Source organism: Kluyvera georgiana (assembly GCF_050990895.1).
Classification (GTDB): Bacteria; Pseudomonadota; Gammaproteobacteria; order Enterobacterales; family Enterobacteriaceae; genus Kluyvera; species Kluyvera georgiana.
In genome coordinates this window covers 1,724,350-1,739,531 of sequence record NZ_CP158865.1, presented here as the reverse complement: position 1 = coordinate 1,739,531, position 15,182 = coordinate 1,724,350, and the positions used below count along the sequence as shown (strand labels likewise).

Here is a 15,182-nt window from a genome sequence, read left to right as displayed (position 1 = left end):
ACCCTGAATTGATTGTAATTTTTTTCAAATCTTGATGACGCCCACCACAAATAGATAATATATTTTCAGTTTACAAAGAGGCTGAAAATATTATGCCAGAACAATCAGACATTAAGCTAAGACCCCTTGAACGCGAAGATTTGCGCTTTGTGCACCAACTCGATAATAACGCGAGCGTGATGCGCTATTGGTTCGAAGAACCTTATGAAGCCTTTGTTGAACTAAGCGATCTTTACGATAAACACATCCACGATCAGAGCGAACGCCGGTTTGTTATTTCGTATAATGGCAATAATGCCGGTCTGGTGGAGCTGGTTGAAATAAACCATATTCATCGACGAGCTGAGTTTCAGATTATCATCTCACCGGAATATCAGGGCAAAGGCCTGGCGACACGCGCCGCTAAGCTGGCGATGGATTACGGTTTTACCGTCCTGAATCTCTATAAGCTCTACCTTATCGTGGATAAAGAGAACGACAAGGCTATTCATATTTATCGTAAGCTTGGTTTTATCCAGGAAGGCGAGTTAATACATGAATTCTTCGTTAACGGCGAATACCGCAACACGATACGTATGTGTATTTTTCAGCATCAATATTTAGAAAATAATAAATCGACGGGCGGACTGCTGAAACCGACGGCGCAATGACGGCGAACACCGTCTGATACCGACAACCCGCACCGCGCAGAAAGCGGCTGGCAGTGCGGGCGAATCTGACGAGGCGTCCAGCGCAACGGCGGCTATGGCTGCTTCGCCGCACACTCCGCTTTCACCGCCTCATACAGTAACCGCACCGCGGCAGAGAGCTGTTTGCGGTGCGGGCAGATCATATTCAGCGGCACTCTGTCGCCCTGATAGTGCGGCAGCAGCACCTTAAGCCGCCCCTCTCGCAGATCGTCGCTGACATCCAGCCCCGATTTAAACGCAATCCCCTCGCCGGCTACCGCCAGACGGCGGATCACCTCTGCGTCATCGCTGGTGATATTGCCAGAAACCTGCACGCTGTGTTCTACCCCGTCGAGACTGAGGGGCCAGCGGTCGAAGGGGCGTCCGCGCAGCACGTAGGTTAGTGCATTGCAGCGTTCAAGGTCGGCGAGCGTTTGCGGTTCGCCGTGGCGGGCAATCCAGTCGGGTGATGCCACCAGCACCCGGCGGTTCTCCGGGGCGACGGGCAGCGAGACGAACGACGCATCGTCGTTTTCACCGTAGCGGAATGCCACGTCTACCGGATCTTTAAAGACATCGGTGCGATGATCGGAAAACAAAATCCGCAGCCGCAGCGCCGGGTGACGCGTGCGGAACTCACGGAAAACATTCAGCAGAAGATTACGCCCGAGATCGGACGGCACGGCAATTTGCAGCGTGCCGCTGACTTCATCATTCGGCGTATTGATTTGCTGTAGCCCGTTTTGCAGCGCATCCAGCATTTGCAGAGCGTACGGTAGCCAGGTTTCACCTTCCACCGTCAGCCGTAAGCTGCGCGTCGAGCGGGCAAAAAGGCGAATATTGAGCGCCGTCTCCAGACGCTTGATGGCCGAGCTAACCTGCGCGGGCGGGATGCCAGCCTCTCGCGCTGCTTCGCTAAAACTGCCAAGCGCCGCCGCGCGGACGAACAGTGATAAATCTTCCAGCCTGAACATGTTGGCTCCTCACAGAATAATCCTCAAAACGCGCATCACCGCTGTTTGCTTACACTTTTTAAGAAAGCAGCGCTTGCCATTCAGCCCGCGCATCAGGAATCATACGGAGCTGCAATTTTATATCCAGGATAATGTGGGGATAGTATGCGTAAAACAAAAATGATGCTTCTGGGCGTACTGTTGGCAACGGCAGGTGCGGCATGGGCGGCTCCGGCCACCGGCATCAAGCAGTATGAGTTGAAAGAGTTCACCGCCGATTTCACGCGATTCAAAATTGGCGATAACGCTCCCGCGATGTACCTGACGCCGGAGTACAACATCAAGCAGTGGCAGCAGCGTAATCTGCCTGCGCCGGATGCCGGTACCCGCTGGACGTATATGGGCGGTAACTATGTGCAGATCGGTGATACCGACGGCAAAATCAGCAAGATTTACGACGGTGAAATTTTCTATCACCGTTAATAATCCGCCAGCGGCGATAGCCTCACCGCTGGCCCGTTTTTTCGACTAGAAATAATGCACGCCTTTCTGATTCAGATATTGATTAATCGCTATCTCACCCGCCAGGCGTTCATATAATAACAGAATGCTTAATAGTAAATCGCCGCCGCTGCGTAATAGGTCATCCGGGGCGATATGATTATTCTCTTCCGCCAGTTCGGTCAGATGTTCAATCATCTCCCGATATTCACCATAAATATTGACCGGCAACTCCTTCTCAATCATCTGTTCGCGGCAGTAGCGAATCGCATCGGCGGATTTCTCGGCCAGCGAGCGGCTCTGCATCAGCAACACCAGCAGCTCACGCAACTTCATTATCAGCGTTTCATTATTCATTTTACTCTCCATTGCCGCATTAATAATAATTACCACAAATAACAGGAGATGATTAGCGCTCAATTTTTTTGCAAATGGTGATGAACTTGAACATCTCATACGCTGAGAGAGAAAACAATGTTATTAAATTGCTTAATTGATTAACATCAAAATAACCAAATAATTACCTTTGATGGGTGCGATATTATTATAAAAATAAATATGCAATGGAGGTAAGATAATAAATAAGGATATGTTCAGATAAATAAATCTTAGTTCGTGCGGCACAAGGCGTACCGCACGAAATACGGGAGAATTATACCGCGCGGAATGCAATCTCGCTCGGAATGACCTCACCCTGCCAGTAGAGCTGCGCGGCCACACGGCCCGCAAGCTGGCGATAAATCTCGGTGAACTCGCTGTCCGGGCGCGCGACCACGGTCGGCGTACCTTTATCGAGATCTTCACGCAGATTGATGTGCAGCGGCATCTGGCCCAGCAGTTGGGTATGGTATTTCTCCGCCAGCTTCTCGGCGCCGCCGGTACCGAAGATAGGCTCGTGGTGGCCGCAGTTGCTGCAAATATGCATGCTCATGTTTTCCACAATGCCCAACACCGGCACTTCGACCTTCTCGAACATCACGATGCCTTTTTTGGCGTCGATCAGCGCGATATCCTGCGGCGTAGTGACGACGACAGCCCCGGTCACCGGAATATTCTGCGCCAGCGTCAGCTGGATATCACCGGTGCCTGGCGGCATGTCGAGAACCAGATAGTCGAGATCGGGCCACAGGGTCTCCTGCAGCATCTGCATCAGCGCTTTACTGGCCATCGGGCCGCGCCAAACCATGGCGTTGTCGTCAGTCACCAGATAACCAATGGAGTTGGTCGCCAGACCGTGCGCCATAATCGGTGCCATATGGGTGCCGTCTGGAGACGTCGGACGCTGGTTTTCCGCGCCCAGCATATTCGGGATCGATGGGCCGTAGATATCGGCATCCAGAATGCCCACTTTCGCCCCTTCGGCAGCCAGCGCCAGCGCCAGGTTGACGGCGGTGGAGGATTTACCGACCCCGCCTTTGCCGGAGCTGACGGCAATAATGTTTTTCACGCCGTTAATGCCCGGCTGGTTTTTCACGCGCTTCAGCGTGGCGATGCTGTGCGACAGCTTCCAGTCGATGGCTTTCGCCCCAGTGACACGCAGCAATTCAGCGCTGGTTTGCTCTTTTAATTCTTCAAATGCGCTGTGCCAGACAAACGGCATCTGCAGTTCGATGTGCACGGTGTCGTCCAGCCAGGCGACATGATGCAGCGCTTTCAGCGTCGTTAAGTTGTGCTTCAGGGTGGGGTGCTGGAAGTTTGCCAGCGTACCGGCCACCATCGCACGTAGACGTTCAGGTGATTTGGCCTGGGATTCTGCGTTCATCCCGACTCCTTTTGTTGTTTTCAATTGCTTTCAGTACGCCTAAGTCTACCACAGCTACGGTCAAGCATGTATGGCGCACCCACTACCCTTTTGGTAATATCAAAACCCCTTTTTACAACAGAAGAAGTAATACCCACTATGACTCAAGTCGCGAAGAAGATTCTGGTAACGTGCGCGCTGCCGTACGCCAACGGCTCCATCCACCTCGGCCACATGCTGGAGCACATCCAGGCTGATGTCTGGGTCCGTTACCAGCGAATGCGCGGCCACGAGGTTAACTTCATCTGCGCGGACGATGCCCACGGCACGCCAATCATGCTGAAAGCGCAGCAGCTGGGCATTACCCCAGAGCAGATGATTGCCGAAATGAGTCAGGAGCATCAGACGGACTTTGCGGGCTTTAACATCAGCTATGACAACTACCACTCGACGCACAGCGACGAGAACCGCGAGCTGTCCGAGCTGATTTACGGTCGCCTGAAAGAGAACGGTTTTATTAAAAACCGCACCATCTCTCAGCTGTACGATCCGGAAAAAGGCATGTTCCTGCCGGACCGTTTCGTTAAAGGCACCTGCCCGAAATGTAAATCACCGGATCAGTACGGCGATAACTGCGAAGTGTGCGGCGCAACCTACAGCCCGACCGAGCTTATCGAGCCGAAATCCGTAGTATCTGGCGCGACCCCGGTGATGCGCGAGTCTGAGCACTTCTTCTTTGACCTGCCGTCCTTCAGCGAAATGCTGCAGGCGTGGACCCGCAGCGGCGCGCTGCAGGAGCAGGTCGCGAACAAAATGCAGGAATGGTTTGAATCCGGCCTGCAGCAGTGGGACATCTCCCGCGATGCGCCGTACTTCGGCTTTGAAATCCCGAACGCGCCGGGCAAATATTTCTACGTCTGGCTGGATGCGCCAATCGGCTACATGGGTTCCTTCAAGAACCTGTGCGATAAGCGCGGCGACACCACCAGCTTCGACGCCTACTGGAACAAAGACTCCGACGCCGAGCTGTATCACTTTATCGGTAAAGATATCGTCTATTTCCACAGCCTGTTCTGGCCGGCGATGCTGGAAGGCAGCAACTTCCGCAAACCGACCAACCTGTTCGTCCACGGCTATGTGACGGTCAACGGCGCGAAGATGTCCAAATCTCGCGGCACCTTCATTAAAGCCAGCACCTGGCTGAAACATTTCGATGCCGACAGCCTGCGCTACTACTACACCGCGAAGCTCTCTTCGCGCATCGACGATATCGACCTCAACCTGGAAGACTTTATCCAGCGCGTCAACGCCGACATCGTCAACAAGGTGGTCAACCTGGCTTCCCGTAACGCCGGCTTTATCGCTAAGCGTTTCGACGGCGTGCTGTCTGCTGAACTGGCTGACCCTGAGCTGTACAAAACCTTCACCGACGCGGCGGCCAGCATCGGCGAAGCGTGGGACAGCCGTGAATTCGGTAAAGCGATCCGTGAAATCATGGCGCTGGCCGATGTGGCGAACCGCTATGTTGATGAACAGGCTCCGTGGGTGGTGGCAAAACAGGAAGGCCGCGACGCCGACCTGCAGGCTATCTGCACCATGGGTCTGAACATGTTCCGCGTGCTGATGACCTGGCTGAAGCCGGTGCTGCCAGAACTGGCCGCGCGTACCGAAGCCTTCCTCAACGCTGAACTGAGCTGGGATGCGATCGACGCGCCGCTGGTGGGTCATAAGATCAACACCTTTAAGGCGCTGTATAACCGTATTGAAATGAAACAGGTGGAAGCGCTGGTGGAAGCGTCAAAAGAAGAAGTGAAAGCTGCCGCAGCGCCGGTAACCGGCCCGCTGGCGGATGACCCGATTCAGGAAACCATTACCTTTGACGATTTCGCCAAAGTTGACCTCCGCGTGGCGCTGATTGAAAACGCCGAGTTCGTGGAAGGTTCCGACAAACTGCTGCGTCTGACGCTGGATCTGGGCGGCGAGAAGCGCAACGTCTTCTCCGGCATCCGCTCCGCATACCCGGACCCGCAGCCGCTGATTGGCCGTCTGACCGTGATGGTGGCTAACCTGGCGCCGCGTAAAATGCGCTTCGGCATCTCGGAAGGGATGGTGATGGCCGCAGGCCCTGGCGGTAAAGATATCTTCCTGTTAAGCCCGGATGACGGGGCGAAACCAGGCCAGCAGGTGAAATAATCTGCATATAAAAACGCTGCTTCGGCAGCGTTTTTCTTTATGGATTCTGAAAAAAGACAAATTCGCTGAAAACACCCGACACAAATCCTATAATCGTTTATGCCTTTTTATAAGAAAGCGTTTAACAAAAAGGAATTGTTATGCGAATCCTACGCCCGCTTGTAATGTCATTATTAGCCCTGCCGTTATCCGTTGGCCTTATTGGCTGCGATCAAAAAAAAGATGAACCACTGGGTAACCAAAACGAAGAGCAATCTTTTGTCCAGAATATTGCTGCTAGCAAAGGATCCGAAGAAACACAAACCTTTACCGGCACCATCAGAGGTATCGAAATCAAGTTGGCCTACTACTACAAAGGGGATATTGTTTTGCGCCAATCCTCTGAAAACAAGATTATTTATTCTCGTATGGGTGCCCAAAATAAAGAAGAAGCACAAAAGATGCTTCAGCAAATCAGTGAAGCCTACCAGAAAATACAGGGTATTACGGAGCGAATCGACTATCAGGATAGCTATGCAGTGGAATATGTAACCATTGATTATACTAAGGCAAGTATTAAAGAACTCTGTAAATTACCGGGGACATCAATCACCGATTGTTCCGCGCAATATATTTCGATGATTCGCTCGCAGAAGCTGCTGAAGGGTAACGGATTCCAGAAAATTAATTAGCGCAACCATCCGGCAATGCGCGCCGAACTGCCTGATAGCGCTACGCTTATCAGGTCTACAGTACTGAAAGCCTCTCTCGTGAAACGCTCTTCATGGTGGAAGCTTTTTTTTGATGATTGAAAGGAATTCATATGCCGGTAATAAAGAAGTTTATTGCGCTCTTAGTCACTGCATGGATGGTAGCAAATATATCGGCCTGTGACAGTAAAGAGGACATAGCCAAAAGCTTTGTCCAGAAAACCGCCGCCAGTAACCATCCGCCACAAACAAAAACCTTCCGCCGAAAGGTCGGTGACTTAGATATTACTCTCACCTACCGCTATAAAGATGATGTTGTTCTGCAACAAGTCGCCGAAGATATAACGCCATACGACCTGTTGCAGGCTAAAAATAGAATGGAGGCAAAGGCCGTAATGGATAAAATATCCGCCAGCTATATGCAGCTGCCCGGGGTCAGCCAAAAGGTGAAATTCCTGAATAACCGCGCGCATGAGTTTCTCACCATCGACTTTACGCAAGCCAGCATTCAACAACTCTGCACGCTAAAAGATATTTCTATCGGGATGATTATCACCGACTGTACGGTAGACTGGCTTACGATGACGAATGTTGAAAGGTTCTTGCGGGAGCAGGCGTTTAGCGAGGTGAAATAGCCAGCATTCCTCGACGGCGCAGCGCCGCCGCCGGGAATCAGACAAGATTATTTCGCCGCGTGCTCGCGAATTGCCAGGCCGCGCAGGAAGTAGCGCAGGAACTGGTCTCCACATTCACGGAAGTTTTTGTGGTCCGGCGCGCGCATCATGGCGGTGATTTCCGGCATCGATACGCGGAACTGCTGCTGCGTCAGGATCGCCAGAATATCATCGGTTTTCAGCGCAAAGGCGATGCGCAGCTTTTTCAGCACGATGTTGTTGTTAATACGGCGTTCTACCGCCAGCGCCGGGGCGGATTCATCGCGACCGCGTTTTTCGTAGATCAGGCCGTTCAGGAAGCACGACAGCATAATGTCCGGGCAACGTACGAAGCCTTCCTCATCCTCTTTGCGCAGCCACGGCACCAGCTGTTCAGCGGTGACTGCGGCTTCGCCCAGCGCGAAGATACGCACCAGATCGTTGTTGTTCATTTTCAGTATGTAGCGGACGCTGCGTAAAATATCGTTACTGACCATAGTGCCTTCGACGGTGATGATGAAAAAATTCGATGACCGATTCTACACGAATTACAGTCCCAGCGCCTCTTTCAGGCTCTTTAAATAGCGGCGGCTCACCGGCACGGTCTGGCCGTTACGCAGCAGCAGTTCGGCCTGGCCGTTATCCTCCAGGCGGATTTCTTTCAGATGCGCCATGTTCACCAGATGCTGGCGATGGCAGCGGATGAGCGGCGTGCGGCTCTCCAGCGTGCGCAGCGTCAGTTCGGTAAACCCCTCTTTACCCTCGCCGCTGGTGACGTATACCCCGCTCATCCGGCTGCTGACAAACGCGACATCGTCCATTTGCAGCAGATAAATACGACTGTGCCCGGTACAAGGAATAAACTTCAGCGCCTGCTGGCCCTCGCTGAGCACCGAGACGTCCTGTGCCGCGCGTTCTTGCCGCAGGCGGGCGAGCGTTTTTTCCAGGCGTTTCTCTTCAATCGGCTTGAGCAGATAATCAAACGCATGCTCTTCAAACGCTTTAACCGCATATTCGTCAAAGGCGGTCAGAAACACGATGTATGGGCGATGTTCCGGATCAAGCATGCCGACCATTTCCAGGCCGCTGATGCGCGGCATCTGAATGTCCAGAAACAGCACGTCCGGACGCAGCCGGTGCACCGCACCGATAGCCTCCACCGCGTTGGCGCACTCGCCGACAATCTCCAGGTCCGTCTGGGTTTGCAGCAGCACGCGCAGGTTCTCACGCGCCAGCGGTTCATCATCGACAATCAGCACTTTAATCATGCGTTCTCCTCCAGAGGTAACCGCAGGGTAACACGGGTGAAACGGTCCGCTTCGCAGGCAACCGAGATACCGCAATCCTCGCCAAAGCGCATCTTGAGACGCTTATCCACCAGGCTCATACCTAACCCGCTGGATGGCGCATTGGGCTGATACAAACCGGCGTTATCTTCAATCTCGAGCAGCAGATGCTGCCCCTGCTGGCTGGCGCGTAGCGTAATTTCGCCGACGTCCATCAACTGCGAGGTGCCGTGTTTAATGGCGTTCTCCACGATAGGTTGCAGAGTAAATGCCGGAAGCTGCTGGTTTGACAGGGCATCGGGTATCTCCAGATGCACCTGCAGGCGCGACTGAAAACGCGCCTTCTCGATTTGCAGATAGGCGTTCACGTGTTCAATTTCATCGGCCAGAGTGACAATTTCCGACGGGCGCTTGAGGTTCTTGCGGAAAAAGGTCGACAGATACTGCACCAGCTGGCTGGCCTGCTCGCTATCGCGGCGAATCACCGCTTTCAGCGTATTCAGCGCGTTAAACAGAAAATGCGGGTTCACCTGCGCATGCAGCAGCTTGATTTCCGACTGCGTCAGCAGCGCTTTTTGCCGCTCGTACTGCCCGGCCAGAATCTGCGCCGACAGCAGCTGCGCGATACCTTCTCCGAGCGTGCGGTTGATCGAGCTGAACAGCCGGTTTTTAGCTTCGTACAGCTTAATGGTGCCGATGACCCGCTGGTTTTCGCCGCGCAGCGGGATCACCAGCGTCGAACCCAGTTTGCAGTTGGGGTGAATGGAACAGCGGTACGGCACTTCGTTGCCATCGGCGTACACCACCTCGCCGGTCTCAATGGTTTTCTGCGTATAGCGCGAAGAGATCGGCTTGCCCGGCAGATGATGGTCTTCGCCAATGCCGGTAAAGGCGAGCAATTTTTCCCGGTCGGTGATCGCCACCGCGCCGATGTCCAGCTCCTGAATCAGCACCTGCGCCACCTTCATGCTGTTTTCCTCGTTAAAGCCTTTGCGCAAAATCCCCTCGGTCGAGGCGGCGAGCTTCAGGGCGGTGGCCGAAAACGCCGAGGTATATTTCTCAAACATCGCCCGCTTATCCAGCAGGATGCGCATAAACAGGGCCGCGCCGACCGTGTTGGTCACCATCATCGGCGCGGCGATGCTTTGCACCAGATGCAGCGCGTCTTCAAACGGGCGCGCAATCAGCAGAATAATCAACATCTGCACCAGCTCGGCGACAAAGGTAATGGCCCCCGCCGTCCACGGACTGAAGACCTTATCCGGGCGGCCACGGCGAATCAGGATGCTGTGCACCAGGCCGCCCAGCAGCCCTTCCACCATGGTGGAGATCATACAGCTGAGCGCGGTCATCCCGCCCATTGAGTAGCGGTGCAGCCCGCCGGTCAGGCCGACCAGCCCACCGACCACCGGGCCACCCAGCAGGCCGCCCATCACGGCGCCAATGGCGCGGGTGTTGGCGATAGAGTCTTCAATATGCAGACCAAAATAGGTGCCAAGGATACAAAAAATGGAGAAGGTGACGTAGCACAACAGCTTGTGCGGCAGACGCACGGTGACCTGCATCAGGGGAATAAACAGCCGCGTCTTGCTCATCAGCCAGGCGATGACCAGAAAAACGCACATCTGCTGAAGCAGCAGCAACACCAGATTAAACTCGTACATACCCCAACACCACAGCAGAAATAAAACTGCGTAACATACACTTAGTCGGCATAACTTTCTTTGAAACATGGCAAAAAAAGTGCAAAAAATGCTACCGATCACATTTTACCCATTCCGTCCGGGAACGAAATGAATAAAAAACAACCGCAACAGGCCGCGACGGCAAACCCCGTCTAAAGTTAAATGGGGGACCGCATACCCGGAGGACAAGATGGCGCTTTACACGATTGGCGAAGTGGCTCAGCTCTGTGATATCAACCCGGTAACGCTGCGTGCCTGGCAGCGTCGCTACGCGCTGTTAAAACCGCAGCGCAGCGACGGCGGGCACCGCCTGTTTAACGATGCCGATATTGACCGCATTCGCGAAATCCAGCGTTGGATAGAAAACGGTGTTCAGGTCAGTAAAGTCAAAAACCTGCTGAGTGAGCCAAATGATGGCTGGCAGGAACAGCAGGAGGCTGCGCTACGCGACCTGCGTAGCGGCAACCTCACCCATCTGCGGCAATGGGTGAAAGAGCTGCGTCGCAGCCATAGCGCCCGAACCCTGGTCGATAATCTTTTCATCCCATTGCGTCAGCGGCTGCAAAGCGCACAGGTGGCGCTGCCGACTCTACTTGGCCTGCTGGATGGCGTACTGATTAACGATATTGCGCTCAGCCTCGCTTCTGCCCGACGTAAATCCGGGCCGCACGCGCTGGTGGTCGGCTGGAACGTCACCGATATCACCCGGCTGTGGCTGGAGGGCTGGGTGGCTTGTGAACAGGGATGGCGCGTCGACGTACTGGCCCACCCGCTCACCCAGATTCAGCCGGAGCTGTTCCCTGGCCAGACGCTGCTGATCTGGTGCGGCGCCGCCCCTGGCGCCCAACAGCTGCAGCAGCTCGCACGCTGGCAAGAGGATGGCGTGGCCTTCGCACTTCCTGCTAATTAATCGTTCGTTAACAGCTGAGCTTCGCGGTATAATCTTTTGGTTAACAAAAGGAGTACACAATGAAGTCAGCTAAATTCGCCGCGATCGTCCTTTTTGCCCTGATGGCTATCAGCGGTATCGGTGGCGTGATGCTCGCCGGCTACTCGTTTATTGTGCGCGGCGGTGTCGGCTGAGCCTTAGGCTTAGGCGCTCAAAGGCGCGGTCGACGATAATCGCCGCCAGCGCCACCAGAATCGCCCCCTGCACTACATAGGCCGTATTGAATCCACTCAGGCCGATGATAATTGGCGTGCCCAGCGTATTGGCCCCCACCGTCGACGCAATCGTCGCCGTGCCAATATTGACGATAACCGACGTGCGGATACCCGCCACGATCACCGGTGCCGCCAACGGCAATTCGACTTTCCATAGCCGCTGCCCCCCCGTCATGCCCATTCCTTCCGCCACGCTCAGCGCCCCGACGGGTACCGACGCCAATCCGGCCAGCGTGCCTTGCAGCACCGGCAGAATCCCGTAGAGAATCAGCGCGACAATCGCCGGCTGTTCACCAAAGCCCATCACCGGCACCGCCAGCGCCAGAACCGCCACGGGCGGAAAGGTTTGCCCCATCGCCGCCAGCGTTTCCACCAGCGGACGAAACTCGCGCCCCGCCGGACGCGTCACCAGCACGCCCGCGCCAACGCCAATCACAATCGCCGCCAGGCTGGAGATGACCACCAGCTTGCCGTGCGCCAGCGTCAGCGCAAGAAACCCCGCCTGCTGATACAGCGGGCGCGGTTGTTCCGGAAAAAGCGTGTGAAACAGCGGCTCGCTATACGGCAGGCCAATCAGCAGCGCGATAAACAGTGCCAGCAGCCATAGCAGCGGATCACGAAGGATGCGCATCGGCAGGCTCCTCACGCAGCAGGTCGGCAAAATGCAGCGCCCCGTATGCCACGCCTTTCTCGTTGACCACCGGCAACACCGTACGCCGCTGGGCCATAAACCCCGACAGCGCATCGCGCAGCGATAACGAATCGGCTATCGCTTCTCCTGCAACGCGTTCACCGTGGCGCACGTAGTCGGCCACCTGGCGTAACGACAGCAGGCGTACACCCAGCTCGCTGCGACCAAAAAAGGTGCGGACAAACTCATTGCCCGGTGCGCTGAGCATATGCAGCGGCGAGCCCTGCTGCACCACTTCACCGCCGTCGAGGAGGATCAGGTTATCCGCCAGGCGCAGCGCTTCATCGATATCATGCGTCACCAGCACGATGGTGCGCCCCAGCAGCCGGTGAATGCGGCGCATCTCCTGCTGCAATGCGCTACGGGTAACCGGGTCCAGCGCGCCAAAAGGTTCATCCATCAGCAAAACGTCGGGATCGCCCGCCAGCGCCCGCGCCACGCCTACGCGCTGCTGCTGGCCGCCGGAAAGCTGATGCGGGTAGCGCCCGCGCAGCGTGGCTTCCAGCCCGAGTAGGGCCATCAGCTCGTCGATACGCGCGTGAATTCTGGCCTGTGGCCATTTCAGCAGCTGCGGTACGGTGGCAATGTTCTGCGCGACCGTCCAGTGCGGAAACAGGCCAATCGATTGAATGGCGTATCCCATCCGTCGACGCAGCGCCAGCAGCGGCTGCTCGCGGATATCCTGACCGGCGAAGCGAATCATCCCGCTGTCCGGCTCCACCAGTCGATTAATCATCTTCAGGGTGGTCGATTTTCCCGAGCCGGAAGTGCCAATCAGCACCGAGAACGCGCCTTCCTCAAGGCGCAGTGAAAGGTTCTTCACCGCCGGATGACCGCCGAATGTTTTATTGACCTGTGAAAATTCAATCACCGGCTTCTCCTTGTAATAAGGCGGCGGCCAGACTCAGCAGCGCATCCAGGGTTACCGCCAGCGCAATCACCGGGATCACGCCCAGTAGCACCAGATCCAGCGCGCTGCTGAGCAGCCCCTGAAACACCAGCGCGCCAAAACCACCTGCGCCAATCAGCGCGGCGACCACCGCCATCCCCACGGTCTGCACCACCACCACCCGCAGGCTGCGTAGCAGCACGGGCAGCGCCAGCGGTAGCTGCACGCGCAGGAAAATTTGACCACGGCCCATGCCCATCGCCGCCGCGCTTTCCAGCACCTGTGGCGATACCTGCTGCATCCCGGCGACCACGCCGCGCACCAGCGGCAACAGCGCGTAGAGCACCAGCGCAATCAGCGCGGGCGCCAGACCGGTGCCGGCCACGCCAAACGTCGCCAACCACGGAAAGCGCTGCGCCAGCCCGGCCAGCGGCGCAATCAGCACCCCAAACAGCGCGACAGAAGGAATGGTTTGAATAATGTTCAGCGCCGTGAAGACGCTCGACTGCCGTCGCGGATGACGCCAGCACGCCATCCCCAGCGGGACGCCAATCAGCAGCGCGGGCAGCAGCGTTCCCCACAATAGAGTCAGATGCTGGTACAGCGCGTCATTAAAGGTATCCTGGCGGTTGGCATATTCTTTGAGTAGCGATAGCCCATCCAGCGCCCCGCTCACCAGCAGCCAACACGGCAGCAGCCACAGTTGAGCGTTAAGTAGCCATCGCCACGGCGCGCGTGCCGTGAGACGGCGAATCGCATCGTTGGCGATAAGCAGCATCAACAGTAACCACAGCCATAGCCCGCTGCCAGGCGAGGTGCGCGCCAGCGGGCTGGCGCTTGCCGCAAGCTGATTGGCGGCTTCACCCGCCGCCCACAGCAATAGCGTGAAGCCCGCCTGCGCCAGCAGCAGAATAAGCAGGCCAGGAAAGCGTCCGGGCAGCCAGCATAAAATCCACAACGCCGCCGGTACCACCAGCAGCGCCAGCGGCGAAAATGACCAAATTTGCCATAACCACAGGCCATTGCCCGAAACCAGCCGGTTCGGGGCAAAATTGGCGAACGGCAGCGCGCTGGCGGCCAGCAGCATCAGTGCCAGCAGCGCCACCACGCGGTTAGAACAACGAGGCATGGATATAATCGGTTACTTCACCCACCCTTTTTCTTTCAGGTAGCCTGCCGCCACGCTTTTCGCATCCAGCCCTTCTACCGCAATTCTGGCGTTCAGCGTTTGCAGCGTTTTCTCATCCAGGCTGGCAAACACCGGCTGCAGCCATTTTTCAATATCCGGATAGGCTTTCAGCACCGCTTCGCGTACCACCGGCGTGGGCGCGTAGATAGGCTGCACGCCTTTCGGGTCGCTGAGGGTTTGCAGCCCTAGCGCCGCCACGGGGCCGTCGGTGCCATAGGCCATCGCCGCGTTCACGCCGGAAGTTTGCTGCGCGGCCGCTTTGATGGTCACCGCCGTGTCGCCACCGGCCAGCGACAGCAGCTGATCCTGAGAGAGTTTAAAATCGTAGGCTTTTTCGAAGGCAGGCAGCGCGTCCGGGCGTTCGATAAATTCAGCCGAAGCCGCCAGCTTGAAGGTGCCGCCATCCTTAAGATAGCGGCTCAGATCGGCAAGCGAGGTCAGCTTATTTTTTTCGGCGACGTCTTTACGCACGGCGAGCGTCCAGGTGTTATTCGCGGGCGCGGGCGTAAGCCAGACCAGATGATTTTTCTGCGCATCCAGCGCTTTCACCTTGTCATAGCCCGCTTTGGCGTTTTTCCACGCCGGGTCGTTTTCATCTTTGAAGAAGAAAGCGCCGTTACCGGTGTATTCCGGGTAGATATCCAGCGCGCCGGAAGTAATCGCCCCGCGCACCACCGGCGTGGTGCCCAGCTGAACTTTATTGACGGTGCTGACGCCGTGGCTTTCCAGCACCTGCAAAATCAAATTCCCGAGCAGCGCCCCTTCGGTGTCAATTTTTGATCCTACTTTTACCGGCTCGGCGGCCAGTGACGGTAGGCTCACCGCGGCCAGCAATGCCAGCGTCCATCCCCTTGCAATCGTCATACGCTTTCCTCTTATT

Annotated in this window: 17 protein-coding genes; 7 read left to right on the top strand and 10 right to left on the bottom strand. The window is 56.0% G+C overall.

The annotated features are described in order from the left end of the window. Window positions 1-92: 92 nt before the first annotated feature. Complete coding sequence (gene speG / locus ABTW00_RS08245; RefSeq protein WP_064544209.1) at window positions 93-650, top strand: spermidine N1-acetyltransferase; 558 nt, start codon at window positions 93-95, stop codon at window positions 648-650. A 92-nt stretch (window positions 651-742) separates the two neighbouring features. On the opposite strand, the gene ABTW00_RS08240 is transcribed toward speG, so the two are convergent. Further along, window positions 743-1,642, bottom strand: coding sequence for a LysR family transcriptional regulator (locus ABTW00_RS08240; RefSeq protein ID WP_064544207.1), 900 nt, complete (start codon window positions 1,640-1,642; stop codon window positions 743-745). A 144-nt stretch (window positions 1,643-1,786) separates the two neighbouring features. On the opposite strand from ABTW00_RS08240, the gene ABTW00_RS08235 reads away from it, so the two are divergent. After that, the gene (locus ABTW00_RS08235) at window positions 1,787-2,104 is read left to right on the top strand and encodes an RcnB family protein (protein WP_064544205.1); all 318 of its coding nucleotides are present in this window, start codon (window positions 1,787-1,789) and stop codon (window positions 2,102-2,104) included. Window positions 2,105-2,149: 45 nt separating this feature from the next. Here the strand turns inward: ABTW00_RS08235 and ABTW00_RS08230 are convergent, their stop codons facing one another. Both ABTW00_RS08230 and apbC read right to left on the bottom strand, forming a co-directional pair. Continuing rightward, window positions 2,150-2,479, bottom strand: a complete 330-nt coding sequence (locus ABTW00_RS08230) for a hypothetical protein (RefSeq protein ID WP_433640107.1) — start codon at window positions 2,477-2,479, stop codon at window positions 2,150-2,152. 295 nt (window positions 2,480-2,774) lie between these two features. After that, window positions 2,775-3,884 (bottom strand): iron-sulfur cluster carrier protein ApbC, encoded by a 1,110-nt coding sequence (gene apbC, locus ABTW00_RS08225; RefSeq protein ID WP_064544201.1) that lies wholly within the window; start codon window positions 3,882-3,884, stop codon window positions 2,775-2,777. Between the two features lie 138 nt (window positions 3,885-4,022). Between apbC and metG the strand changes: the two genes are divergently transcribed. From metG to ABTW00_RS08210, 3 genes are all read left to right on the top strand, one after another. After that, window positions 4,023-6,056 carry a methionine--tRNA ligase gene (gene metG / locus ABTW00_RS08220; protein WP_065357413.1) on the top strand — a complete coding sequence of 678 codons (2,034 nt, stop codon included), beginning with the start codon at window positions 4,023-4,025 and terminating at the stop codon, window positions 6,054-6,056. 140 nt (window positions 6,057-6,196) lie between these two features. Further along, a complete protein-coding gene (locus tag ABTW00_RS08215; protein WP_433640104.1) occupies window positions 6,197-6,727 on the top strand; it encodes a YehR family lipoprotein in 531 nt (176 codons plus the stop codon). 131 nt (window positions 6,728-6,858) lie between these two features. Beyond that, entirely contained in the window at window positions 6,859-7,380 is a 522-nt protein-coding gene (locus ABTW00_RS08210) for a YehR family lipoprotein (RefSeq protein WP_433640102.1), read from the top strand. A gap of 47 nt (window positions 7,381-7,427) precedes the next feature. Here ABTW00_RS08210 and ABTW00_RS08205 read toward each other — a convergent pair whose 3' ends face one another. The 3 genes from ABTW00_RS08205 to ABTW00_RS08195 are packed head-to-tail and all read right to left on the bottom strand — an operon-like array spanning window position 7,428 to window position 10,348. Next, window positions 7,428-7,895, bottom strand: coding sequence for a DUF1456 family protein (locus ABTW00_RS08205; RefSeq protein ID WP_064544193.1), 468 nt, complete (start codon window positions 7,893-7,895; stop codon window positions 7,428-7,430). Window positions 7,896-7,946: 51 nt separating this feature from the next. After that, window positions 7,947-8,666, bottom strand: a complete 720-nt coding sequence (gene btsR / locus ABTW00_RS08200) for a two-component system response regulator BtsR (protein ID WP_064544191.1) — start codon at window positions 8,664-8,666, stop codon at window positions 7,947-7,949. Beyond that, entirely contained in the window at window positions 8,663-10,348 is a 1,686-nt protein-coding gene (locus tag ABTW00_RS08195) for a sensor histidine kinase (RefSeq protein WP_064544189.1), read from the bottom strand. Before ABTW00_RS08195 ends, btsR begins: the two co-directional genes overlap by 4 nt. Window positions 10,349-10,559: 211 nt before the next feature. Here ABTW00_RS08195 and ABTW00_RS08190 point away from each other — a divergent pair, with 211 nt between their 5' ends. Beyond that, a complete protein-coding gene (locus ABTW00_RS08190; protein WP_064544187.1) occupies window positions 10,560-11,279 on the top strand; it encodes a MerR family transcriptional regulator in 720 nt (239 codons plus the stop codon). 59 nt (window positions 11,280-11,338) lie between these two features. Then, window positions 11,339-11,452 carry a protein YohO gene (locus ABTW00_RS08185; protein WP_074398756.1) on the top strand — a complete coding sequence of 38 codons (114 nt, stop codon included), beginning with the start codon at window positions 11,339-11,341 and terminating at the stop codon, window positions 11,450-11,452. Here ABTW00_RS08185 and ABTW00_RS08180 read toward each other — a convergent pair. From ABTW00_RS08180 to osmF, 4 genes are read right to left on the bottom strand one after another with little or no spacing between them, the layout of a single operon-like run. Continuing rightward, window positions 11,427-12,164, bottom strand: coding sequence for an ABC transporter permease (locus ABTW00_RS08180; protein WP_433640098.1), 738 nt, complete (start codon window positions 12,162-12,164; stop codon window positions 11,427-11,429). The genes ABTW00_RS08185 and ABTW00_RS08180 overlap by 26 nt on opposite strands. Further along, entirely contained in the window at window positions 12,148-13,095 is a 948-nt protein-coding gene (locus ABTW00_RS08175; protein WP_433640096.1) for an ABC transporter ATP-binding protein, read from the bottom strand. The genes ABTW00_RS08180 and ABTW00_RS08175 overlap by 17 nt, the downstream gene beginning before the upstream one ends. Then, window positions 13,088-14,242: an ABC transporter permease gene (locus tag ABTW00_RS08170; RefSeq protein WP_433640094.1), complete on the bottom strand. Its 1,155-nt coding sequence runs from the start codon at window positions 14,240-14,242 to the stop codon at window positions 13,088-13,090. The genes ABTW00_RS08175 and ABTW00_RS08170 overlap by 8 nt, the downstream gene beginning before the upstream one ends. A 12-nt stretch (window positions 14,243-14,254) precedes the next feature. Further along, entirely contained in the window at window positions 14,255-15,166 is a 912-nt protein-coding gene (gene osmF, locus ABTW00_RS08165) for a glycine betaine ABC transporter substrate-binding protein OsmF (protein WP_271447996.1), read from the bottom strand. Between the last annotated feature and the right edge of the window lie 16 nt (window positions 15,167-15,182).